Source organism: Pseudoalteromonas sp. S3431, assembly GCF_000690035.1.
GTDB classification, from domain to species: Bacteria; Pseudomonadota; Gammaproteobacteria; order Enterobacterales; family Alteromonadaceae; genus Pseudoalteromonas; species Pseudoalteromonas fuliginea.
Map to the genome: position 1 here is coordinate 1 of NZ_JJNY01000053.1, position 24,408 is coordinate 24,408.

Annotated in this window: 19 protein-coding genes, 1 tRNA gene and 1 pseudogene; 5 read left to right on the top strand and 16 right to left on the bottom strand. The window is 39.0% G+C overall.

The genetic code is table 11. The features are described from left to right. From DO88_RS0118370 to DO88_RS06140, 3 genes and pseudogenes are all read left to right on the top strand, one after another. A pseudogene (locus DO88_RS0118370) lies at positions 1-231 on the top strand (exopolyphosphatase); the annotation flags it as partial. A gap of 677 nt (positions 232-908) precedes the next feature. Further along, positions 909-1,406, top strand: a complete 498-nt coding sequence (locus tag DO88_RS06145; RefSeq protein WP_033040026.1) for a GNAT family N-acetyltransferase — start codon at positions 909-911, stop codon at positions 1,404-1,406. Positions 1,407-1,566: 160 nt separating this feature from the next. After that, on the top strand, positions 1,567-2,610 hold the full coding sequence (locus DO88_RS06140) for a hypothetical protein (RefSeq protein ID WP_050482455.1): 1,044 nt from the start codon (positions 1,567-1,569) through the stop codon (positions 2,608-2,610). Between the two features lie 129 nt (positions 2,611-2,739). Here DO88_RS06140 and DO88_RS06135 read toward each other — a convergent pair. The 11 genes from DO88_RS06135 to rppH form a co-directional block, all read right to left on the bottom strand. After that, positions 2,740-2,814, bottom strand: a tRNA-Arg gene (locus tag DO88_RS06135). Between the two features lie 71 nt (positions 2,815-2,885). Then, positions 2,886-3,557, bottom strand: coding sequence for a FlgO family outer membrane protein (locus DO88_RS06130; protein WP_007377505.1), 672 nt, complete (start codon positions 3,555-3,557; stop codon positions 2,886-2,888). 7 nt (positions 3,558-3,564) lie between these two features. Then, a complete protein-coding gene (locus tag DO88_RS06125) occupies positions 3,565-4,260 on the bottom strand; it encodes a FlgO family outer membrane protein (RefSeq protein ID WP_007377506.1) in 696 nt (231 codons plus the stop codon). Between the two features lie 13 nt (positions 4,261-4,273). Further along, entirely contained in the window at positions 4,274-4,867 is a 594-nt protein-coding gene (locus tag DO88_RS06120; RefSeq protein WP_033040028.1) for a FlgO family outer membrane protein, read from the bottom strand. Positions 4,868-5,006: 139 nt separating this feature from the next. Then, a complete protein-coding gene (locus DO88_RS06115; RefSeq protein WP_033040029.1) occupies positions 5,007-5,684 on the bottom strand; it encodes an SPOR domain-containing protein in 678 nt (225 codons plus the stop codon). 551 nt (positions 5,685-6,235) lie between these two features. Next, positions 6,236-7,114 carry a UTP--glucose-1-phosphate uridylyltransferase GalU gene (gene galU, locus DO88_RS06110; protein ID WP_007377510.1) on the bottom strand — a complete coding sequence of 293 codons (879 nt, stop codon included), beginning with the start codon at positions 7,112-7,114 and terminating at the stop codon, positions 6,236-6,238. Positions 7,115-7,135: 21 nt separating this feature from the next. Then, on the bottom strand, positions 7,136-7,987 hold the full coding sequence (locus tag DO88_RS06105) for a thymidylate synthase (RefSeq protein ID WP_007377511.1): 852 nt from the start codon (positions 7,985-7,987) through the stop codon (positions 7,136-7,138). 10 nt (positions 7,988-7,997) lie between these two features. Continuing rightward, entirely contained in the window at positions 7,998-8,801 is an 804-nt protein-coding gene (lgt, locus tag DO88_RS06100; protein WP_007377512.1) for a prolipoprotein diacylglyceryl transferase, read from the bottom strand. 12 nt (positions 8,802-8,813) lie between these two features. Continuing rightward, complete coding sequence (locus tag DO88_RS06095) at positions 8,814-9,623, bottom strand: sulfite exporter TauE/SafE family protein (RefSeq protein WP_007377513.1); 810 nt, start codon at positions 9,621-9,623, stop codon at positions 8,814-8,816. A 90-nt stretch (positions 9,624-9,713) separates the two neighbouring features. Continuing rightward, entirely contained in the window at positions 9,714-11,978 is a 2,265-nt protein-coding gene (ptsP, locus tag DO88_RS06090) for a phosphoenolpyruvate--protein phosphotransferase (protein ID WP_007377514.1), read from the bottom strand. Positions 11,979-12,008: 30 nt separating this feature from the next. Next, complete coding sequence (gene rppH, locus DO88_RS06085) at positions 12,009-12,527, bottom strand: RNA pyrophosphohydrolase (RefSeq protein ID WP_002958704.1); 519 nt, start codon at positions 12,525-12,527, stop codon at positions 12,009-12,011. Between the two features lie 426 nt (positions 12,528-12,953). Here rppH and mutH point away from each other — a divergent pair, with 426 nt between their 5' ends. Next, positions 12,954-13,625 carry a DNA mismatch repair endonuclease MutH gene (gene mutH / locus DO88_RS06080; RefSeq protein ID WP_033040031.1) on the top strand — a complete coding sequence of 224 codons (672 nt, stop codon included), beginning with the start codon at positions 12,954-12,956 and terminating at the stop codon, positions 13,623-13,625. Between the two features lie 199 nt (positions 13,626-13,824). Here mutH and eno read toward each other — a convergent pair whose 3' ends face one another. The 5 genes from eno to rlmD form a co-directional block, all read right to left on the bottom strand. Next, positions 13,825-15,123 (bottom strand): phosphopyruvate hydratase, encoded by a 1,299-nt coding sequence (gene eno / locus DO88_RS06075; protein WP_007377517.1) that lies wholly within the window; start codon positions 15,121-15,123, stop codon positions 13,825-13,827. A gap of 276 nt (positions 15,124-15,399) precedes the next feature. Continuing rightward, entirely contained in the window at positions 15,400-17,034 is a 1,635-nt protein-coding gene (locus DO88_RS06070) for a CTP synthase (RefSeq protein WP_033015319.1), read from the bottom strand. Between the two features lie 154 nt (positions 17,035-17,188). Then, on the bottom strand, positions 17,189-17,983 hold the full coding sequence (gene mazG, locus DO88_RS06065; protein WP_033040033.1) for a nucleoside triphosphate pyrophosphohydrolase: 795 nt from the start codon (positions 17,981-17,983) through the stop codon (positions 17,189-17,191). Positions 17,984-17,985: 2 nt separating this feature from the next. After that, positions 17,986-20,142, bottom strand: coding sequence for a GTP diphosphokinase (gene relA, locus DO88_RS06060; protein ID WP_008134814.1), 2,157 nt, complete (start codon positions 20,140-20,142; stop codon positions 17,986-17,988). Between the two features lie 8 nt (positions 20,143-20,150). Next, the gene (gene rlmD / locus DO88_RS06055; protein ID WP_007377522.1) at positions 20,151-21,476 is read right to left on the bottom strand and encodes a 23S rRNA (uracil(1939)-C(5))-methyltransferase RlmD; all 1,326 of its coding nucleotides are present in this window, start codon (positions 21,474-21,476) and stop codon (positions 20,151-20,153) included. A gap of 124 nt (positions 21,477-21,600) precedes the next feature. Here rlmD and barA point away from each other — a divergent pair, with 124 nt between their 5' ends. Beyond that, positions 21,601-24,387 carry a two-component sensor histidine kinase BarA gene (gene barA / locus DO88_RS06050; RefSeq protein WP_033040035.1) on the top strand — a complete coding sequence of 929 codons (2,787 nt, stop codon included), beginning with the start codon at positions 21,601-21,603 and terminating at the stop codon, positions 24,385-24,387. Positions 24,388-24,408 lie beyond the last annotated feature (21 nt).

Below are 24,408 nucleotides of genomic sequence, written 5' to 3' on the forward strand. Positions count from 1 at the left end.
CACTTGGAACCTGAATTCGGGATTCATAAACTGTGGGGCCTTAAAAAGCAAAACGTAGTGTACGCAATTGGTAAATCAATCACCAACCGTACCTCAAACACCAATGTTGGCGAGCTATGCTTAAAATATAATGGTGGCGGGCACTTAAATGCAGGTACTTGCCAAGTAGAAACAAGCCAAGCAGAAGCCGTACTTAGTGAGTTAATCGATACAATTACAAGTGATGGTTAGGCATTAAAATTTAGCATTTTTTAAACTATTAATAGAGCGAGTAAATTGACGTTTACTCGCTTTTTTTGTGTATAAAAATACTAAAGTATGCTTACAAAGCTATTACGATGGAGAACTCATACTCAAAGTAAAAGGCTTGTAGTTCGCTAGTAAAGCGGCTTTTACAAGGTAGTAGCACTAGGCATTGCACGTGGAAGGTAGAAAAAGCATAACCTAAAGCTATAACGTATTAGCTAAAGCTCATCACGTTCAAATAAAATTGCAGTTAAATGCAACCTTTCAAATAGTTAAAGACCTTACTAAGCTCTAGCTCATATTAAACACCAAGAAAAAGCCAAAAATTATCTTTAGCTAGCTACTTACCGGAATGGCAAAAAGGACCTTACTTGGCGCTCTGTAAATAACTGTACTGAATAAAATAGTAACCATTCTCGCTTTCATAGTCAGTATTGGGCGATGAGCTGTCAGTCAGAGTTCCTCTGTATGAAGTGAAGTTTTATGCGTTTGACTATCAGCTTGTTGGCAATTTTTTCAATTCATTCTTAAAATTTATTTTGTTGTTATTCTTGAGTAGTTATCGTTTAATAACATAATGTTCTTTAAAGATAACGACTAGCAAACCTTCATCTCTTTAATGAAAGCTAATGTCGGACCACATATAAGGAAATAGGTATAAAATGGACACTACAATACGGAAAGCTGAATCAACCGATATCCCTGCAATAAAAATGCTGTGGCAGTTTTACCAATATCATCAGAGTATATTTGACTTAGAAGATGTTGGTTTAGATGGTTGCTATGATATTGATGAAGGATATTTAGAATGTGTAGTTCGTGGTGAGGAAGACTGCATTATTTATCTTGTACTCGTTTCTAACCAAATTGCTGGTTTTGCTACCGTAGAACCAACTGAGATCGCTGGCAAAGAAATACCTGAGTTGGCTGATATTTTTATTCTACCCAAATATCGCAAACAAGGCATTGCCAAATTCGTTATTCAAAATTTGATACCTGTTGAAACAAATCAGTGGCATGTAGCAGTTCACTTAAACGATAGTTTAGCGTTGAAATTTTGGAATAGTTTGTTTGCTAAATTAAATGTTGTGCGTGTTGATAAAGTTGATCCTCCTGAAACAGAAGGTTACCACGAGTTTGTTATCACAAATGCCCAATAAGATTACAAGGTCTTCTGAGCTTTAGTCAAATTCGGTAAAGAGCGAAAAGCAGACGTTAAATCTCATCAAAACGATTAAAAGGATAAAGGATTAAACAGGACGGACCGATTAAACAACCTAAATCCAAAAGTGCAAACTATTCTGAAAATTGGGGGTAACAATGACATTAAGAGAGAGAAAAAAGCTATTCATCTCTAAGCTAGTTGAAAAAATGAATGATAAAAATGCTGTCCCATGTTTCTTTAACATTGAAAAAGTTATTAAAGGGGTAGGTTTAGCAATTGACTGCTTAATTGAAAACGAAGCAAATGAAAGAGATAAAACTATTATTTTTGTTAGCTATGGTGACGAAAACAAAGAGGCGGCAAAGATACTTAAAGAGTTTTGTTTAGAACAGTACCCGACAGCATGTAAAAACAGCTTTGACTACGAAATTTTACACCTACCAAACAATTCGGTAGAGGCTGCTCTTTTAAAGTTGGTTGATATATCCCGTAATAGCTCAAGCATGCTCTATTGGGCGGACAGTCTTAACTGGTTCAAAAAATTGCCATCAAATACCATGCACGTTATCGACTTTAATCCATCCGAAGTCGTGCGAGGGGTAAATAAACAAGACCAAGAAAGCATCACTGTTAACAATAAGTCTTATAATCAGGATAACGTCAATGAAGAGTACTTTGGATTAATAAATGCTCACCCCACATTACGAGATAGCTTGGAAGGTTCTCTGGCGGATTTATTTTTTGAAGAAGCTCAAAGCTTAATAATTCGCCCTATACCAGCTCCCATAGGTTGTAAATATGATGACCCAATTACTATAAACTCACCAGCCTGGCAAAAAGAAGCCTGTGTTGCATTACGCCGCTATCAGGGCAAGGAGTGTAAAGACGGGTTCAAGTGGGATACTTCCAATGACGCTTGGAAAGACGTAGTTGTCCACCCAATTGTTGAAAATGTTCGAATGATCGACAGTCTAGAAACTAGACAGTGTTTAATAGGGCAAGTAACTATGGTTACACCCAATAATGCCGATGCTTACTTATCTACGGCGTGGCTTCACCCTTTTTACAGAAGAGAAGGCAAGTTATCATACCTGTATCAGGGGTTAGCAAATATTTATGGTAATTTCCAAGTTGAGCAGCCTAATACCAATATGCAAGCATTTATAGTCAAGAATAAAAGTAAACTCGATGTAGGTTGAATGTCTTCTTTTTGGCTATTTTAATGAAAGGACACAGCAATCCCCTACAAATTCAACTTACGGTGCTACATATGTGCTACACATAAAGCAAAAGCGGTTACAATATACATCATAACTCATTGATTTAATTGGTAGCCCCTGCAAGAATCGAACTTGCAACTGCCCCTTAGGAGGGGGCCGTTATATCCATTTAACTAAGAGGCCACAAATAAGCGTGTGCTTAGAGGTGTGAATTATAACGGTATCTGGTTTTTTATATCAAGCGACAACTGAACTTAATTGCTTGATAAGTATATATCTTCTTTATTTAGTACGTATAACGGTATTAATTTTCGGCTAGTGGCAACAACTTGCTTGGTGTCTATGTTAATAACACGCGCATTGACCGCAACCCCATTACGTCGATAAATTAAAGTACCTGCAAGTACGTGGCTGGCCATTTGGTCTTCATTAAGTTTTGCTATATCACGCGATAAAACAAAGTCGCCACGGCTATTTACGTCTATGGTTTCTGTGGTTTTAAAATCGACAACACCATAACCAAATTTTTGTAATTGATGGATTAAGGTTTCAGATATTTGATTTCCAAGCTGATTTGTGTTGTTCAGTGTGGCATCTAAATTAACTAAGGTTGTAACCGCAATATTTAAATGCGCATTAGTATCATTACCTGATTCGAGGGTGTCGACTAGATCGAGGGCCATTTGCTCTACGTAATTAACCAATGTTTGATGGTGGTTAAGGGGCATAAATTGTTGTGATGAATCGTATTCGTCATGTACATCTACTTTAGCCGACGACAGCATTTCCGGTGTTTGCTCATGCTGTGTGTTTACATCTACGCGGGTATTTGTGTTTTGTTGCTGTTGAGTAATATGTGTCATAGAACACCCAGCCAATGCTAGCATGCTAAAAGCGCTAAGCACACTGTTTAATGTATAACGCATAATCACCTCACTCATCCGCTTGCTTAAGCATTATGCCATCAGTTCGGTAGCTGCTGTTAAGCGCATCAACAACTGACTGAGGAATAAAGCCTTGTGCACTGCCTACAACCGCTTTACTTTTCAAACCAACAATACGAGCATTTACTAATACCCCCCCTTGGTGGCTCACTAAGGTACCGGCTAGGACGTAGTTAAAATTTTGATCTTGATTTAACTCTAAATAGTCGCGACTAAATACAAAGTCACCCGCCGGTGTTACTCGCATAAAGTCGGTTGTTTTAAAATCAATGACCGGTATACCAAAACTATGCAGTTCGTGCATAAAGCTTTCTGATATCTGATTTCCTAATAAACTGCCATCGTTGTAGTTATCATCTAAAAATACAAAGCTTGAAACAGCAAGTGGTGTTTTATCATTTACGTACTGTAAGTTTTCGACCATGTCTTGCATTATGCCACGCACGTAATGGTTAATATTTTTACGCTTGGCGGGCATTGATTTAGTGTAGTTATTTTGCTCAACCAACCCAGACTGAAAAAGTTGATTATTTACAACAGGCGACGCAACTTCGCGTTGCTCACTTACAAGCATTACAGGGCTATTGCTTTGCGGTTCTTCTACTTGTTCTGACTCCATGCCATTAAACATTTGCGAACAGCCAAATCCCAATGGCAAACATAATGTAATTAGTAGGTTTCTCATTTTGTGCTCCAAATTAGTATTCGCTGCGGTATAAAAGGCCGTCGCGCTGCTGAATTTTTTCATTTCCCCACATTACATTAATAGGGATCTCGGTACTGCCTGCTGATAAAACTTGTTTGCTGTTTATATTAACTAGTCGCGCATTTACTATATATGCATGCTGCTGACGAGTCACAGTACCGGTAACTATTAAGTCAATTTTTTGACGTTCACGTAATTTATTTAAATCGCGACTTAGTACATTATCGGCATTACTCGATAATGTTATATTATTGTCTAATCTATACTCTACCGTATGGTAACCAAGCTGAGTCATTTGGGTTAATAGACTTTCTTGGATTTGCTGGCTAAGCCCTGAAGCTTGCTCTGTCATTAACTTGGTGTCGAGCCCATCAGCAAAATAAAAGCTACTTACACCAATGCGGGAGTTACGACTTAACGGCTCTTTTAAATGACTAAGCTGCACTGTTAGCGTATTTACATAATCATTAACTGTGTAAGGTGCCATAGCCGCTTTAGGAGCGCGTGTGCTTATACTTGGCGCTGGTTGCGGTATCAAACTGCAAGCGGCTAAGTTAACTAATAATAGGGGTAATAAAAGGCGCATAATTGCCATCCTCTTTCAAATATACAAAAGATAAAGCAATTATTATGCCTAAAAGGTGTTTGAATAATTTTGCTCGTTAACCTACACTAATGCTTAACCTAAACCCGATTAACATGCCTACCTCAACTATTTGTTTAAACTATAGTTTAATGGGTTTATCTGTGTAACTACTTACTATGCAATCGAGTTTATAAAGTTTAAATACTTCGCAATCCGCTTTGGCGTTATTTAACTTTTGATATGAACCCAGTTTTAAGCGGTAAAATGTTTTATCGTTAATACGGATTTGCTCTACGTTAGTCTCTATTTTTTTTCTAAACAATGGAGCTGCCTGTATGTTCAGGTTTTGCCATACTTTTTTTAAGCTTGGCTCAGAGCTAACTGATGCCACTTGTAATGAAAATGAATGCTTAAGCGTATTTAATTTTACAGCTCGTTTTTTACTGTAGCTATGTTTAGGCGCTTTCGAAAGCGCTTTTATGGTATGAGCAGCTATAGGATTGCGTGTATCAGCACGAGTATAACGTTGGTTGGATTGCGTTATCGCTTTAGTGTTAATAATGTCGATATGGTTAACTAAATAAGTGATCTCTTTTTCGAGCCTTAAAATACGCTCAAGGCCCGCTCTAGCTTGTTGCCATTGCATTGCTGCATCTTTTAACTGAGCAAGCTCTAAGGCCGTAATTGACACATATTCTGGTAAATTACTTGGTTTTTCTAACTGGTTTACTTCTGACGTAGAAGCACAGGCAGTACAAAATACAAACGTTAAAAGACTCAGAATTATATTTTTATTATTATTTTTATGTTTAAACATGTATTCGTTATCCTGAAAGCAGTGTAATTACACTTACATTTCAACTAAACATTCTTATAAATTATACCAATTCGCTTAATTAAACATTATTGCAAGTTGGTACTAAGTGTTTAACTTTAAATAGGCCATGGGAACAACTCATTTCAGCTTTAATTGTGTTTTAAAAAACAATTAACGCGGGTCCCTTTATCCTTAAGAAAACATTTAATACAAATTTAGTGCCAATTAACACAAAAACAACAATATAACTTAAAAACCGCGCATTTAAACATATTCAATCCTTAAAATAACAACAGTTTTTGAGTTGTTGTATTTTTAGATACTACGTTTGCAACAGTGTATTTAACCCACAATTTCGATAATAACTTCATCCCCAAAAGCTATTGACGCGTAAATTAGCCTTGTTTTCACTGAAAACCTCTGGCTAGAGAAAATAAATTTAAATATCACCATAATTCAATATGTTAGTATATCTCTTAACCAGAGCTCTGGTTAAACATTAAAAAAGGCGCCATGTTGGCGCCTTTTTATTATTAACGTTATCTTTTAAATTAAATCAACGCTTTAATAAATGCTTTTAGTTCATCTGCAAATTCATCACGGCGTAGTGCAAATTCAATAGTCGCTTTTAAATAACCAACTTTACTTCCACAGTCGTGGCTACGGCCTTTTATAGCGTATGCATCTACTTTTTCGTGTTCCATTAGCATCGCAATTGCATCTGTTAACTGAATTTCATCGCCTGCCCCTTGCGGAGTTTTTGCAAGTAAAGGCCAGATATTTTCACTTAACACATAACGACCCACTACCGCTAAGTTTGATGGTGCTTCGTCTACAGGTGGTTTTTCTACCATATTCATAATTGGCGAGCTTTCGCCCTGCTTTAACTCAACGTCACCTAAATCAACTACACCAAATTGGTTTACTTGTGCCATTGGTACTGGCTCTACCATAATTTGGCTGTGCTTGGTTTCGTTAAAGTGTGCGATCATTTCTGCTAAGTTATCTTTTTTAAGATCGCTCTCTACATCATCAATAATTACGTCTGGTAAAATAACTACGAACGGTTCGTTACCAATAATCGGTGCCGCACAGCTAATAGCATGCCCTAGGCCTTTGGCTTCACCTTGGCGTACGTGAATAATGGTTACGTCTTTAGGGCAAATAGCTTGCACTTCGGCAAGTAATTGCCGCTTAACACGCTTCTCTAAAGTAGCTTCTAGTTCAAAACTGGTGTCAAAGTGATTTTCGATTGAGTTTTTACTTGAATGCGTTACTAGCACTATCTCTTTAATACCGGCAGCAACTGCTTCATTAACTACGTATTGAATTAAAGGACGGTCTACCACTGGCAGCATTTCTTTAGGAATTGCTTTTGTTGCTGGTAACATGCGAGTACCAAGGCCCGCTACGGGGATCACTGCTTTCATTATGTTTTCCTTAATCTTTTATTATACTGAAAATGGATATTGAATCGCTTCGTGGCATTGATAGCCTGTTACTTCGAAATCGTCTCGTGTTACCCACGTTTCTATGTCTTCTAACGATTTAATTTTTGGATTAATTTTTAGTTGAGGCGATGCAAATGGCTGACGTGTTAACTGCACATCTCGCATCAACTCAAGTTGGTTTTCATAAATATGTGCATTGGCAATTTTATGGTATGCCTTACCCGCTTTATGACCAGTAATTTGAGCTACTAGCGCCAATAATACAAAGCATTGTATTTGATTAAAGTTCAAGCCAAGCGGCACATCACAACTGCGCTGATAAGACGTTAAATATAAGGTATCGCCAAGCAACGAAAAGGTGTGCGTATGCATACACGGGCGCAAACAACCAAGCTCAAATTCGCCTGGGTTATAAAACGTGATTATCTCACCACGGTCATCAATGCCATTTTTTAAGTTATTAATAACTTTAGCGAGCTGATCAAGTGTTGAACCATCTGGGCGTTGCCAACCACGCCCTTGTACGCCGTAAACGCGTCCCATGTCGTCCTCACCTTTACGGTTAGGATTATTAAGCCATGCGTTATTATCGTTCGCATTAGCATCCCATGTTTTACAGCCAATATCACGAAACTGCCCAGCACTGTCGTAACCACGTAAGTAACCTAGTAATTCAGCAATCGCTGCTTTGTAGTAACTTTTTCGTGTGGTGATCATCGGAAACTGATTATTAGCTACATCGTATTCTAAATCAGCATTAATTACAGTTAAACAACGCGTACCTGTACGTTTGTTTTCTACCCACTGCCCTTCGTCAACAATACGCTGACATAACTTTAAATATTGTTTCATGTTTTTTGTATTATGCCTTAGCTGTTGTAACGTGTTGTGGTTGCTTATAAGCCCAAATTAATAACCCTAATCCGCCTACTATCATAGGAAGCGAAAGTATTTGCCCCATTGAAATAAAGTCAGCAAATAAACCGAGTTGTGCATCTGGTTGGCGGAAGTATTCAATACAGAACCTAAACACGCCATAACCTAATAAAAACACACCGGCTACGCTGCCTGCCGGACGAGGCTTTTTAATAAACCATTGCAAGATTAAAAAGAGCACTAAGCCTTCAAAAAATGCTTCGTATAATTGCGATGGGTGACGCGCAAGCGGACCGCCCGTTGGAAATACCATTGCCCATGGCACGTCGGTAACTCGGCCCCATAACTCACCGTTTATAAAGTTACCAATACGTCCGGCTAAAAGCCCTACAGGAACCAATGGTGCAACAAAGTCGCCCACTTGAAGCAGTGACTTTTTGCGCGTCCACGAAAAAATTGCGACGGCGGTTATAACGCCAAGTGTTCCACCATGAAACGACATGCCGCCCTGATCTATTCTAAATAAATACAGTGGGTTTTCTATAAAGTAACTAAACTGGTAAAACAATACGTAGCCAATACGCCCGCCTAGTATTACCCCTAACATGCCGTAAAACAGTAAATCGCTTACTTGGTCTTTAGTCCAACCAGAGTTTGGTTTTGACGCTTGACGATTTGCAAACCACATCGCAAATGCAAAACCTATTAAATACATTAAGCCGTACCAACGTACGCTAAGTGGCCCAACTGAAAAAATTATTGGATCGATTTGAGGAAACTCAAGTGCCATAAAAATAAACCTTTAGCTAAAAACCATTTTGATTGCGATAACTACAAGCAGCACCGCGAAAACTTTCTTAATTGTATTAACAGGTAAATAATGAGTTGCTTTAGCACCAATAGGTGCAACAAACCACGACGTTAATACAATACCAAATAACGCAGGAAGATACACAAATCCTGCAAAACCATGTTCTAAATCAGTCACGTGCCAGCCGGCACTGACATAGCCAACAGAGCCAAATAATGCAATAACAATTCCGCAGGCTGCGGCACAACCAATTGCTTTTTTTATATCAACCGAAAAATAATTAAGCATAGGGACTATTAATGCGCCGCCACCAATACCTATCAAACCTGATAACCCGCCCATTATTGCCGAAATCCCGCCTAAAATAGGACCTGCTGGTAACGGTTTTTCTGACATTGGTTTATTACGAGTTGAGAGCACCATTCTCCCTGCTATAAATACAACACTTACAGCAAACACAGTGCGCAATATTTGCTCTGGAATAAGGCTTGCTGCAAAGCCGCTAATAAGCGCGCCTAAAGCCACACCCGACATAACCCAAGGCGCAATTGCCCAAGGCACATTATCATTTTTATGATGAGCCAACGCTGAAGAGGTGGAGGTAAATAAAATAGAAGCAAGTGACGTTGCAATAGCAATCACTAATACATGATCTGCTGAGGTTACATTAAATGACAGCAGTAACGCACTGAGTACTGGGACAATAATTAAACCGCCGCCAATGCCTAGTAAACCCGCTAAAAACCCGACAATACAGCCTAGTAGTGCGCAGCTTGCGACTAACAAACCTAAGTCATACATAGTAATCTCAAATACCCTTTGGAGACTTATATATTAAAGGATTATAAAACTAATAGCATCTTCGTATTTAAATTAATTCGACGCACTTAGTTATTTTGGCGTGTAAAACAAGTCACCTAAGTGATGTTCTAACATAAAATTACGTGTTAAACGCAGTACTTGCTTTGCAGTCGACTGCGCCAAACATGCAGTTAGTAATTGTTCCATATCACTTACACTTAAACGTCTGAGTACCCACTTAACTTTATTAAGTGATGATAGATTCATGCTTAAACGTCTGTATCCCATAGCAATAAGGAGTATTGCACCTTCAGGATCGCCGCCTAACTCTCCACATAAACTAAAAGGTAACTCATACTGTTCGCACTCGCAGGCTATTTTATTAAGCACTCTAAGTACGCCAGGGTGATAGGGATTAAACAACTCAGCAACTCGGGCATTTGCTCTATCTACCGCTAATAAATACTGCGTTAAATCGTTACTGCCTACGGAGCAAAAATCAACTTTTTTAGACCACTCTGGCAGCATAAATACGCTTGATGGCACTTCAAGCATAATACCTATATCGGGTCTTTCTATTTGTTGTTCTGGGTATTTTTCACTTAGCTCAAAATAAGCCTGCTCAAACAATGCGAGTGACTCGTCTACTTCTTCGGTTCCGCTGATCATTGGCAGCATTATTTTTAAATTACCTAAACCTATATTGGCTTTAAGCATGGCTTTGAGTTGATCTAAAAACAATTCAGGGTGATCAAGGCTGATACGAATACCACGCCAACCTAAAAATGGGTTTTCTTCGGTTATGTTAAAGTAATCAAGAACCTTATCGCCACCTATGTCTAATGTTCGCATAACCACAGGATTGGGATGATAGCTAGTTAGTACTTCTCGATACCAATTTTCTTGCTCTGATTGCGAAGGAAACTGACCTTTTTGCATAAACCACGCTTCGGTTCGATAAAGCCCTACACCGTCACAAATATGTGAACTACTTTGCTCGGTATTAAGCTCAAGGCCTGCGTTCAATAATAAGCTAACATGCTCACCGTCAAGCGTAATTGATTCTGAGTCTTGCTCTGCTAAAAAGCGATTATTAAGTAGATTATCTTGATGCTGTAATTCGGTGTATTCATCCATTAACATTTGCGATGGCGATATGTATAAACGCCCTGCAAATGCATCTAAAATCATTGATTTACCGTCAAACTGCAATAAAGGTAAATCCTCTATACCCCAAATAGCAGGAATACCCATTGCACGCGTTAATATAGACGCGTGACTATTTGCTGAGCCATTTACACTAACGACACCGGTTAAATGCCCTTTTGGTACTTCTGCAAGCATTGCTGGTGTTAACGTATTGGCAATCAAAATTGTATTGGGAGGGTAATTTTTAACAGCATGTTCGGTATTTACAAGATGATGCAGTACCCGCAAGCCAATGTCTTTAACATCAACGGCGCGCTCTTTTATGTAAGGGTCTTGCATGGCATTAAATTGAGATATTAAACGCTCTATTACAATTTTTAATGCACTTTTAGCACACCAGCCTTCTTGTAATTGCATTTCTACATTGTGGCCTAAACTTTTTGCATCAAGCAGCTGTTGGTAAACATCAAATACAGCAAGAGCTTCGTGCGGAATAGAATCACTTAGCGTCATCGAAAGGGTACTAAATTCTTTACGCGTTGCAGCTACGGCTTGTGTAAACAAACGGCGTTGCTCTGTTGTATCATGATCTTTTTTGAGTTCAATCGATTTAAAATCAAGTTTAGGCAAAAGCACAAATGCCTGTCCAATACCGATACCCGGCGCACTCGATACGCCTTTTAATACCGATGTTTGATGAGATGATTCATCTTGGCGCAAAACTTCTTTAATTTCGGCATGTGCTAACTGTGAAGCCAGTTGAGCAGAAAGCGTAATTAAAAATGACTCTTCATCTTGGCTAAATACACGCGCCATTTTTTGTTGAACGACAATAACACCCAATACTTTTTTTTGATGAACAACGGGTACAGATAAAAAAGCGTTGTAGCCTTCTTCATTTACTTCAGGGGAGAGCTTAAAACGCGGATGCGATTTAGCAAATGCAATATTAATAGGTTCTTCGCGTTGCGCTACTAGGCCAACTAAACCTTCGGTAAAACCAATTCTAAACTTACCTACCGCATCGGGGTTTAGTCCTTCGGTTGCCATAAGTACAAAATTGTCTTGGCTGTAATCTGCAAAATAAATGGAGCAGCACTGGGTTTTCATGGCATCTTTCACCATTTGCACAAAGCACACTAATGCGCTGTCTAAATTCGCTTGCCGCGATACAGACTCCGCAATAGATCTCAGTGTAGCCAGCATACCCTGCTCCTTTATTGTATCGAGAAATTACTACCTTTTACTTCGCCAATGATCTTTATGTTGTTCTCTCTTATTAAAAGGCATGGCGAAAGGAGCAAACTCTTTCATTACTCGTCGATAAACATCCCGTTTAAACGATACAACCTGTCTTACAGGATACCAATAACTTACCCAGCGCCAATCATCAAATTCAGGATGATGGGTTTTAAGTAAATTTACATCTTCGTCTTTACAGCGTAATTTTAGTAAAAACCATTTTTGTTTTTGCCCAATACACACCGGACTAGAGTCTCGGCGGATTAATCGTTTGGGTAATTTATAGCGTAACCAATGTTTTGAGCTTGCGACTATTTCTACATCTTCTGGTCGCAGCCCTACTTCCTCGTGTAACTCGCGGTACATGGTTTGTTCTGCTGTCTCACCATCATCAACACCACCTTGGGGAAATTGCCAAGAATGTTGACCATAGCGTCTGGCCCAAAACACCTGTCCCTGATTATTGCAAATTACAATTCCGACATTGGCACGAAAACCTTCGGCATCAATCACCTTAGTGCCTCATTTGTAAGTCGATTTTTTATGATTGTTCCACATAACCCGCAATACGGCAAATACTATTACGAGTTTTACTCTGCTTACCCACAGCTTGTGCATAACTTTTGTAAAACACGCTCATTTTGCAAACAAATCCACAATATGAGATCTAAAAACTGACTTTCTCCACAGAATCTGTGGATAAACTTGTTCATACATCTGTATTTATCCCTGCAACTCTAATCTCACTTAATTAAAGCTGAACTATAAAACACAAAATTACAAAGCAGTTCAGTTACTTAAGTTAATTCGCTCACTTTTTAGCGTGTGTAAAATTACAGCAAACACCTCATGTACAAAAAACACACAAACGCAAAGATATCCACGGCTTAGCTGATTTGCTATCATGACAAGGTGATTTATTCAACTCAAATTAGTGATATGCGACCAACAAAACCACATTCAATTAATGACCTAATAAAGCGGGTTGATAATATTGCAGGCCTGACACTTGGCCATTTAGCCAATGAGTATAACTTTAAAACGCCTGACGATTTACTGCGAGAAAAAGGCTGGACGGGACAATTAATAGAATACGTTTTAGGTGCAACTGCAGGCTCTAAACCACTACCCGATTTTGAAGATTTAGGCATAGAGCTAAAAACACTCCCTATTTCTTATAAAGGGAAACCACTGGAAACAACATTTGTATCTGTAACGCCACTAATGAACGTGACGGGGATGACGTGGCATACCAGCAGCGTTCGCAAAAAGCTTAATCACGTTTTATGGCTACCTATTTTAAGCGAGCGTGATATTGCTCCATTTGATAGAACAATCGGCAGTGGCTTTTTATGGCAACCCACACCTGAGCAGGACGCTTTATTACAGCGCGACTGGGAAGAGCAAATGGAGTTAATTGCACTTGGCCGAATTGACGAAATATCGGGCCATTTAGGCGATGCAATGCAAATACGCCCAAAAGCGGCCCATAGCAAAATAGTCACTGATGCCATTGGCCCTAATGGGCAAATAATAAAAACCCTGCCCCGTGGCTTTTATCTAAAAACCAGCTTTACTGGCGAGATTTTAAAACAGCAATTTCAGCTTTGAGTGCTCTGTAAAGTAATAAGACTTAAACAAAGAGTTATTATTTGTGAATTTTCCTTTTCGCACTGCGTGCGCGTCAGCAAGCTTAACACCTACAACTTATTTTCATCTCTTTGAATAAAAGTATCAGGCATAAAAAATCCCCGCTTGTGCGAGGATTTTATCATCTAAAATTAAAAATTAGATTCTATATAAAATAGAATTACTGACCTTTAACTTCTTTAAGACCGTTGTACGGTGCTTTATCGCCTAATTGCTCTTCAATACGTAGCAATTGGTTGTACTTTGCAACACGGTCAGAACGGCTCAATGAACCTGTTTTAATTTGACCTGCAGCAGTACCCACTGCTAAATCAGCAATTGTTGAATCTTCAGTTTCACCAGAACGGTGAGAAATAACAACAGTGAAACCAGCGTCTTTCGCCATTTTAATAGCTGCTAACGTTTCAGTTAGTGAACCGATTTGGTTAAACTTAATTAAGATTGAGTTAGCAATACCGTTGTCGATACCACGTTTTAAAATCTTAGTATTAGTTACAAATAAATCATCACCTACTAATTGGATTTTATCACCCATTAGCTTAGTTTGATGTGCAAAGCCATCCCAATCAGACTCATCGAGACCATCTTCGATAGAAACTATTGGGTACTGTTCAGTAAGATCTTGTAAGAAGAAGTTAAATTCTTCAGAAGTGAATTTTTTACCTTCACCCTTAAGGTCGTAGATGTTTGCTTCTTTGTCGTAAAACTCAGATGCAGCACAATCCATTGCTAAAGTAATATCTTTACCTAGCTCGTAACCTGCGTTTGCGACAGCTACTTTGATTGCAGCAAGAGCCGCTTCGTTAGATGCAAGGTTAGGCGCAAAACCACCTTCATCGCCAACTGCTGTTGAATGGCCATCAGCTTTAAGTACTTTAGCAAGGCTATGAAATACTTCAGCGCCCATACGTAGACCTTCGCGGAAGTTAGTAGCGCCAACAGGTTGGATCATAAACTCTTGGATGTCTACAGAGTTATCTGCGTGCTCGCCACCGTTGATGATGTTCATCATTGGAAGTGGCATTGAATAAACACCCGGCGTGCCGTTTAAGTCAGCAATATGTTCATAAAGCTCAACCTTTTTAGATTGTGCAGCTGCTTTTGCTGTTGCTAGTGATACAGCTAAGATTGCATTGGCACCTAGTTTTTCTTTATTTTCGGTACCATCTAAATCTAGCATTACTTTATCAACAGTACTTTGCTCTAATGCATTTTGACCAGCTAAAGCGTCAGCAATTTCTTTGTTGATATAACCAACTGCTTTTAATACGCCTTTACCTAAATAACGCGTTTTGTCACCATCACGTAACTCTAATGCTTCGCGAGTACCTGTAGATGCACCAGAAGGTGCTGCAGCACGGCCCCATGAACCATCAGCTAAATGAACATCAGCTTCAACAGTTGGGTTACCACGCGAGTCCATAATTTCGCGACCAATTACTTTTACGATTTTTGACATCTTGATTCCTCTATATTCCCAAAATGGTGAGTTCGACTAACTTTACTACGTTTTATATAGTTTATACCAATTGCATTAAATTAGTGAGCTATTATAGCGCTAAGAAAATAGCTCAATAACAAGGCAGAAATTATGACATATAGTTGTTCTATATGAGTAATTTTTAACGCAGTGAGTAAGTTATTTAATGCGATACAATGCTCATGTTTTTAATAAAATGGGTATTAGTCAGCCCTTAAAACAAAAAAGCCGTGCAATATGCACGGCCTTTTTAAATTACGATGACGCTTTTTGGTGGATATGAGCGGCTGCTACAAACCCTTCAAATAGCGGGTGACCATCACGTGGGGTTGACGTGAATTCCGGGTGGAACTGCGCGGCAATAAACCAAGGGTGATCTTTATTTTCGATAATTTCTACCAGTTTTTTATCTTCTGATAAACCGGTAAAGCTTAAACCTGCTTTTTCTAATTGCTCTACAAAGTTGTTGTTAACTTCGTAGCGATGGCGATGACGCTCAACAATTTCATCACTACCGTATACTTCATGTACTTTAGAGCCCGGTGTTAAATGACATTTTTGAGCGCCTAAACGCATTGTGCCACCTAAATCAGATTCAGCATCACGCGTTTCAACATTGCCTTCTGCATCTAGCCATTCAGTAATTAAACCAACAACAGGTGCTGCAGATTTTGCATTAAACTCGGTTGAGTTTGCATCACTAAGGCCTGCAACATTTCGTGCATATTCAATAAGCGCTACTTGCATACCTAAACAAATACCTAAGTAAGGCACTTTATTTTCACGCGCATATTTAGCCGCTAATATTTTACCTTCAACACCACGACCGCCAAAGCCGCCTGGCACTAAAATAGCATCTAAATGCGAGAGTAACTCAACACCTTTACTTTCAAGATCTTGTGAATCTACGTATTCGATATTAATTGTTAAACGGTTTTTAAGGCCCGCATGCTTTAATGCTTCGTTAACCGATTTGTACGCATCTGGTAATTCAATGTATTTACCAACCATACCAATTGTCACTTCACCTGTTGGGTTAGACTCTTGATAAAGTACTTGTTCCCACTCAGCTAAATCAGCTTCTGGTGGATCTAAGTGAAAACGACGACATACAAAATTATCTAATTCTTGCGACTTTAATAATGCTGGAATTTTATAGATGCTGTCTACATCTGGTAGTGAAATAACCGCTTTTTCTTCTACGTTTGTGAATAATGAGATTTTTGCACGCTCATTATTTGGTAGTTTACGGTCAGAACGACAAATAAGAATATCTGGTTGAATACCGACTGAGCGTAACTCTTTAACAGAGTGCTGAGTTGGTTTAGTTTTCACTTCACCGGCAGGGCCTAAGAATGGCACTAACGTTAAGTGAATAAATAGCGCGCGTTCGCGGCCAATTTCAGTTCCCATCTGACGAATTGCTTCAATAAACGGTTGTGATTCTATATCACCTACTGTGCCGCCAATTTCTACAATAGCAATATCATAACCTTCAGCACCGTCGTATACACGTTGCTTAATATCGTTAGTGATATGTGGAATAACCTGAATAGTTGCACCTAGGTATTCACCACGGCGCTCACGACGTAATACGTCTTCGTATACACGGCCTTGTGTGAAGTTATTACGACTAGTCATTTTGGTACGAATAAAACGCTCATAATGACCTAAATCAAGGTCAGTTTCTGCGCCGTCTTCTGTAACGTATACTTCACCGTGTTGAATTGGGCTCATTGTGCCTGGGTCAACGTTGATGTAAGGATCCAGCTTTAAAATGGTAACATTTAAACCACGGGCTTCTAAAATAGCTGCCAACGATGCTGCTGCAATACCTTTACCCAACGAAGAAACAACTCCGCCAGTAACGAAGATAAATTTTGTACTCATGCGAACCCTAGAATATCAGGAATTAAAAGGAATATAACACCCAAAGAAGAGCCTAAGGGTATATCATCAAGACGGGGCGAAATTGTACCAAAACACGGCTTATCAATCCAGCTAAAAATAGCAAATGTGTGCACAAAAAATGTGCATAATTAAATTACAATTTTTTAATCGCATCCCATGCGCGATCCATTTCTTCAAAGGTGGCAGTATCTAAACTTTTGCCTTGTGCATGCAAATAAGCGTTTACCTTTTCAAAACGCGCTGAAAACTTATCATTAGCGCTACGAAGCAGTTGTTCGGGATCTCGTTTAACATGGCGTACAACATTAACAGTGGCAAAAAGTAAGTCGCCAAGTTCTTCTGCGGTATGATCCGACAAAGGGTCCTGTTCAATCGCTTCTTTTACTTCAAGCACTTCTTCGCTCACTTTATCAAGAGCACCATGATACGTTGGCCAATCAAAACCAAGAGAAGCCACGCGTTGTTGGATTTTTTTAGCTTTGCTTAAACTTGGCATATTTGCAGGAATATCTTGCCAAAAGGAAGGTGATTCGCTTTTTGCTCTGGTACTGCGTTCTTGCGCTTTTATTGCTTGCCACTGCTGCGATAATTGCTCAGCAGTGAGTACTTTTTTATCGGCAAATACATGTGGATGACGACGGATCAATTTGCTGTTTAATTGCTCAACTACATCATTAAAATCAAATAGGTTTTGCTCTTGAGCTAGTTGGGCATAAAACACGATTTGAAATAACAAATCACCGAGCTCACCTTTAAGCTCACCTAAGTTGCCTGACTCAATACAGTCAGCAACTTCGTATGCTTCTTCTAATGTATGCGGCACAATAGATTTAAAATCTTGCTTGAGATCCCACGGACAACCGCCCTTGGGATCTCGCAGTGTGTTCATTATGCTAAGAAGTTGTGTAAGCGCTGCATTATCATTCATGGTTAATGACCACGCTTGGCATCGTGTACACCTTCAATTTGGTGTAACTTAGAAAGAACACGGTTAGTACCCGATAAGTCATGTACTTCTATTTGCATTGTGAACACTGCTAACTGATTATCTTCAACTGTATTTACATTCATATTAAGTACGTTGACTTTTTCGTTAGCAAGTACTGAGCTTATATCGCGTATTAGCCCTGAACGATCGGTTGCTTCTATTTTAATACTTAGTGCGTATGAACCACTAATATCGTCTGACCAACTCACTGCAATAACACGCTCTGGGTGTTGTGCCTTAAGGTGGTTAAATGAGTCACAATCCTCACGATGCACCGCAATACCACGCCCTTGCGTAATATAGCCGATAATTTCATCGCCAGGTACAGGGCGGCAACATTTTGCAACATGGCTCATTAAGCTACCAACGCCATCAACTACAATGCCGTTTTTATCACCCGTTACTTTACTGGGTGCTTTAATACGAATTACCGGTTCGTCTTCTGTGCGGTCGGTAACAAAATTTAGCATTTGATTGAGGCGTACATCACCCGCACCAATGGCAACCATTAAATCGTCAAGCTCTTTAAAGTTAAACCGCTTTATTGCTGGCTCTAGAGCTTTATAGCTTAAACCTAATTTTTGCAGTTCATTATCAAGTATTTCTTTACCAGCACTTAAGTTTTTGTCGCGATCAAGTTGCTTAAACCAATGATGTATTTTAGCTCTTGCACGCGATGACTTAATGTAACCTAGTGACGGGTTTAACCAATCTCTACTCGGATTAGGTTGCTTTTGTGTCAGTATTTCTACTTGATCCCCAGTTGTAAGTTGATGCGTAAACGGCACTATTTTGCCAAATACTTTTGCACCAATACAGCGGTGGCCAACGTTCGAATGAATATAATAAGCAAAATCAAGCGGTGTAGCGCCAAGTGGCAAATCAATAATATCGCCACTGGGTGTAAATATGTATACGCGGTCTTCAACCACCTGATTTTTAAGCTCTTCAGCTAAATCGCCGCCATCAACTACTTCTTCTTGCCATTGCAGTAATTTACGTAGCCAGCTAATTTTTTGCTCATAACCCGAGCCACGCCCTGGTAATGCGCCTTCTTTATATATCCAATGCGCTGCCACACCCAGCTCTGCATCTTGGTGCATATCTTGGGTACGTATTTGAATTTCTACAGTTTTACCTTCAGGGCCAAATACCACGGTATGAATAGACTGATAGCCGTTTTGTTTCGGCGTCGCGACGTAATCGTCAAACTCTTTATTAAGATGACGCCAATTGGTATGCACAATACCCAACGCACCGTAGCAGTCTTGCAAGCGCTCAACCACAATACGCATAGCACGAATATCAAACAGTTGATCAAATTCGTAGTTTTTTTGCGCCATTTTTTTATAAATACTGTAAATGTGTTTAGGTCGACCGTAAACTTCAGCCTCTATGCCTGCTTCACTCAAACGGCTTTTGACTTGCTCCACCATATCTTCCATATAAGCTTCGCGTGCTAAACGTTTATCATCGAGTTGCTTAGCAATATTTTTGTAAATATCAGGACGAAGATACCTAAACGATAAATCTTCAAGCTCCCACTTTAATTGCCCAATACCGAGTCGATTAGCTAGTGGGGCAAAAATATCGGCAGTTTCTTTTGCAGCAATAACGCGATCTTCTTCGCCAGCATCTTTTACGTTACGTAAATGGCAAACCTGCTCAGCTAACTTGATAACCACTGCACGGACATCTTCAACCATGGTTAACAGCATTTTTCGAATGTTATCGACTTGCACCGTGCCTTTGCCTTGATGCGATAAAGTGCTAATAGTCGCCATTTGCGCAACGCCTGTTAGCAGTATGGCCACATTACTACCTAGCTGCTCTTCGATCACTTCTAAAGGCACTAAGCCATCTAAAAAATATGGGGTTAAATACGCCGTCGCTAACGATTCAGCATCAAGATTTAACTCAACTAAAATCTCAACCATTTCAATGGCTGTGTTTTGTCGACTCTGACTATTACTGTTAACACACAGTGCTTGCGCTTGATTAAGCATCTCCGCCTTTTCAGCACAAAGTTTGAGTACTTTAAGACGAGTCGCAAAATCACCTGTTTCAACTTGCTGATGTGATTGACGTGTAGCTACCATAATGCGCTTTACCTCCGTTGAAATAACGCCATAGTTTCGATATGTCCTGTATGAGGAAACATATTCATTAGCCCTATTTTATTAAGCTCAAAGCCTGCTTGCGAAATAATAGCGCTATCACGGGCTAAAGTAACAGGGTCGCAAGAGACATATAAAATTGTTTTAAACTGCTTTAAAGGTAGTTGCTCTAAAACAGCCATTGCACCAGTACGAGATGGGTCTAACACTAATACATCTAAATCTTTACTAAACCACGGCGCATTTTGTATTTTTTGCGTTAAATCAAAGCAATAAAACTCGGCATTGGTAATAGAGTTAGTTTGCGCATTTTGAGCCGCCATTGCAACCGCTGAAGTAACACCTTCTACGCCAATAACTGTTTTTGCTTGTTTTGCCAACACGAGTGAAAAGTTACCAATGCCGCAAAATAAATCTAATACGCTTTCATCGCCATTTAAATTAAGCCAGTCTGCGGATTGCTTTAGCATAGCTTGATTAACTTGCGCGTTTACTTGGATAAAATTACCTAAACCAAATTCAAACTTAAGATCAAATTCTTTTAAATAATAATACGGCATCGCAAAGTGTGAATGTTCAATCACGTCACTTTCACTTTGCCATACAATCTCATATTTATGACTTGCAGTAGCCTGCTCGACTAATATTTTAAACTCGTCGGGGATTGTTTTTGTATGACGAATAACAACAAAGCTGTGCTCGTCGCTTTCACACAATTGCAGATGACTGATACTGTGCAGCGACTTATGTTGATTAATTAAACTATCAAAAAGTGTAAATACATCTGCGAATGCTTCACTCAATACTGCACACTGGTTAATACTAACAATATTTTTAGAACCACTCGCCCTATAACCCACGCGTATTTTTTTAGCCGCTTTATCAAACATAACAGCAATACGGGCGCTGCGCCTGTAATGCGTTGACTTGCTTAATAATGGCGCCTCCCAATTTAAGTTTTTTTGTTTGGCGAACTTTTCAAATAACTGGTTAACCGCCGTTTGTTTTTCAATGACTTGTTGGCTTGTCTCTAAATGCTGTAATTGACAGCCACCGCAGTGATTATAATGTTCACAAAAAGGGGTTACGCGTGCATCACTTGCTTTAATAATCTTTTGCGTTGCCGCGCTACTGTAGCGGGCTTTATCATCGATTATTGTTGCTTTAACTTGTTCGTTAGGTAAAGCACCACTAACAAAACACACTTTATTATTATGCTTAGCTATACCACGCCCTTGATGATCCATTGCTGTTATATCAAGTACCACTGACTTTTTTTGTAGCGGCTGTTTTTTAGCTTTAAAAATTTGTGCCATTTGGCATTACCTTAAATAATTATTGGTTAAAACAATTGATCTTCAACGATGGTAGATGCTTTGAGAATAGGTGTTGATCCGTATATACTCAAAGGATACTAATAATGATAAAAATGCTTCCATTATGACCAAATTAGGCTTACGCGATTCTGTTTTAACACTGACCCTGATCCCGACGGTGATCATTGGATTGTTACTTGGTGGGTATTTTACAATAAATCGTTACATTGAGCTTGATGAAATTTTATATCAACAAGGGACTACTATTTCAGAGCCTTTAGCAATTGCGCTTGAACAACCACTACAAGAAAAAAACAAACAACTACTTAATCGACTAATTAGCTATACTCATAATAAGCACTCACCCACAGTAAAATCGATTGCCATTTTTGATGATAATAATCAGCTCATCATGACCAGTAATTATCATCGCTCTTTTGATAAGTTAATTAATCAAAAAGCAATGCAAAACTTAAATACTACTCAAGTGCAAAAGTCAGATGAACTCGTCACGTTTTTTACCCCCATTTTCAATCACACTAGCCAAGATTTGAAATGGGAACCGAGTCAATTACAATCACCTTTAGGCACGGTTATTTTACAGCTAAATAAAGATCAAGCTGTAATAGGCCAACAACGTGCGCTATTAATAAGCGGTATTGTTATTATTCTATCTTTGGTGTTTGCCGCTATTTTAGCATTAAGACTTAGTCGTATGTTTATGACGCCGCTTAATAAACTCGTACTTGCCACCGACAAGTTGGTTGAAGGAAAAAGAAATACGGGACTAACTGATACCATGATCGGTGAGTTTGAACTATTGCGGGAAGGTTTAAATACGATAGCCCATACAATGGTAATGCAAAAAGATGAAATGCAAAAAAACATCGATCAAGCAACCAGTGATTATCGTGAAACATTAGAGCAGTACGAAACTCAAAATATCCAGCTCACGATGGCAAAAAAAGAAGCGCAAGATGCCAACAGAGTTAAGTCTGATTTTTTAGCTAAAATGAGTCACGAACTACGTACCCCTTTAAATGGGGTGATTGGTTTTACACGACAACTTTATAAAACACCGCTAAATAAACACCAAAAAGACTATTTAGACACAATTGAACTTTCTGCAAATAGCCTGATGACGATTATTAGTGATATTTTAGATTTTTCTAAATTAGAAGCCGGTGCAATGGAACTTGAATCAATTCAGTTTCAACTTAGGGATGCCATAAACGAAGTAATGACATTGCTCGCTCCGAGTGCTCATGATAAGCAACTTGAATTATCTATTTATATTAATCAACAAGTCCCTGATGACTTAACTGGCGATCCAACTCGTTTTAAACAAATACTTATAAACTTATTAAGTAACGCTATAAAATTTACTGAAAAAGGCTCTATAAAAGTAGATGTGAGTTACCGATTACTTGATGAAGAGCGTGCTTCTTTATTAGTTTCAGTAACTGATACGGGTGTTGGTATTCCTATGAATAAACAAGACTCACTGTTTACCCCATTTGGCCAAGCTGATTCAAGTATTACCCGAAAATTCGGTGGCACGGGCTTGGGGCTTATCATTACCAAACATATTGTTGAAGCAATGAATGGCCGAATAACACTCAACTCAGCACCTGGTAACGGCACGTGTTTCACATTCAACAGTATATTTAGATTACCGAATCACGTATTTACCAACGATTTACCGAGTAAATCTCTCATTGGTAAACGTATTTTATATTTAGAACCGCATGAGCATACTCATCACGCTGTTCTATCGTTATTAACACAGTGGCAAACATCAGTTACAGCCTGCTTTAACGAAACCAGTTTTTTAGACGCTATAACAAATAAAGAGCATAAATACGATATTTGCTTAATAGGCCACATGGCTTCTGTTGATGATATGCAGCAATTAAAAAGCTATGTAAAATCAGTTCGCGAATCGACTGACTACTTATATTTAATGTTAAATACAGTTTCGCACAATATGCGAGAAGCGTTTATAGGCAGTGGTGCTGATGCGTGTTTAAGTAAACCACTTAACCACCGAAAACTGTGTGAAGTACTTGCAGCACCATACAGACTAGACCACCCTGTTCATAATATTGAGCAGAATGAACACCAGTTACTTCCACTTAAAGTACTCGTCGTTGATGATAACGATGCTAATTTAAAGCTTCTCCATACTTTATTAAGTGAACAGATTGAAGTAATAGAAACCGCTCATAACGGCTCACAGGCTTATAGTTTAAGTAAAAGCCATAAATATGATGTCATCTTTATGGATATACAAATGCCAATTATGGACGGTATTACTGCATGTAAACTTATTCAAGAGTCATCTCTAAACGAAGATACACCAATCATTGCAGTGACTGCTCATGCACTGAATAGCGAAAAAGAGCAGCTACTTAAAGATGGCTTTAAAGGTTACCTAACCAAGCCTATTGATGAAGACATGTTGAAACAGATAATCAGCGAACATAGCCCGCAGACACCTGTTAATCGTGATAAAACCAAAAATGAAGTACCACAAAGCCCTGCTCCTTTCGAAAGTAATCGTATAGATTGGGCATTAGCACTGCAACGTGCTGGTGGTAAAAATGAGCTTGCTCTTGAAATGCTCAACATGCTGTTATCAAGCATACCTGAAACACTTAGCTTACTTGCAAAAGCAATTGATGATACCAGTTGTAAACAAGTGCTAAGCATTGTCCACAAGTTCCATGGAGCGTGTTGTTACACAGGTGTACCAAGACTTAAGTCATTGGCAGAGACCATCGAAACATCACTTAAGAGCGAATGTATACTTGAGAGTATAGAACCAGAGCTTTTTGAGCTACAAGATGAACTTGAAAGCTTACTTCTCGATTCAAAATCAGCTGAAAAATCTGAAATAGACACGCTATAATAAGCGTGTCTTTTTAACTAA

Bases quoted from the DNA above. Each gene is read 5' to 3' on its own strand.
- DO88_RS06145 (WP_033040026.1), top strand. From the start codon at position 909: ATGGACACTACAATACGGAAAGCTGAATCAACCGATATCCCTGCAATA.
- DO88_RS06140 (WP_050482455.1), top strand. From the start codon at position 1,567: ATGACATTAAGAGAGAGAAAAAAGCTATTCATCTCTAAGCTAGTTGAA.
- DO88_RS06130 (WP_007377505.1), bottom strand. From the start codon at position 3,557: ATGCGTTATACATTAAACAGTGTGCTTAGCGCTTTTAGCATGCTAGCA.
- DO88_RS06125 (WP_007377506.1), bottom strand. From the start codon at position 4,260: ATGAGAAACCTACTAATTACATTATGTTTGCCATTGGGATTTGGCTGT.
- DO88_RS06120 (WP_033040028.1), bottom strand. From the start codon at position 4,867: ATGCGCCTTTTATTACCCCTATTATTAGTTAACTTAGCCGCTTGCAGT.
- DO88_RS06115 (WP_033040029.1), bottom strand. From the start codon at position 5,684: ATGTTTAAACATAAAAATAATAATAAAAATATAATTCTGAGTCTTTTA.
- galU (WP_007377510.1), bottom strand. From the start codon at position 7,114: ATGAAAGCAGTGATCCCCGTAGCGGGCCTTGGTACTCGCATGTTACCA.
- DO88_RS06105 (WP_007377511.1), bottom strand. From the start codon at position 7,987: ATGAAACAATATTTAAAGTTATGTCAGCGTATTGTTGACGAAGGGCAG.
- lgt (WP_007377512.1), bottom strand. From the start codon at position 8,801: ATGGCACTTGAGTTTCCTCAAATCGATCCAATAATTTTTTCAGTTGGG.
- DO88_RS06095 (WP_007377513.1), bottom strand. From the start codon at position 9,623: ATGTATGACTTAGGTTTGTTAGTCGCAAGCTGCGCACTACTAGGCTGT.
- ptsP (WP_007377514.1), bottom strand. From the start codon at position 11,978: ATGCTGGCTACACTGAGATCTATTGCGGAGTCTGTATCGCGGCAAGCG.
- mutH (WP_033040031.1), top strand. From the start codon at position 12,954: ATGCGACCAACAAAACCACATTCAATTAATGACCTAATAAAGCGGGTT.
- eno (WP_007377517.1), bottom strand. From the start codon at position 15,123: ATGTCAAAAATCGTAAAAGTAATTGGTCGCGAAATTATGGACTCGCGT.
- DO88_RS06070 (WP_033015319.1), bottom strand. From the start codon at position 17,034: ATGAGTACAAAATTTATCTTCGTTACTGGCGGAGTTGTTTCTTCGTTG.
- mazG (WP_033040033.1), bottom strand. From the start codon at position 17,983: ATGAATGATAATGCAGCGCTTACACAACTTCTTAGCATAATGAACACA.
- relA (WP_008134814.1), bottom strand. From the start codon at position 20,142: ATGGTAGCTACACGTCAATCACATCAGCAAGTTGAAACAGGTGATTTT.
- rlmD (WP_007377522.1), bottom strand. From the start codon at position 21,476: ATGGCACAAATTTTTAAAGCTAAAAAACAGCCGCTACAAAAAAAGTCA.
- barA (WP_033040035.1), top strand. From the start codon at position 21,601: ATGACCAAATTAGGCTTACGCGATTCTGTTTTAACACTGACCCTGATC.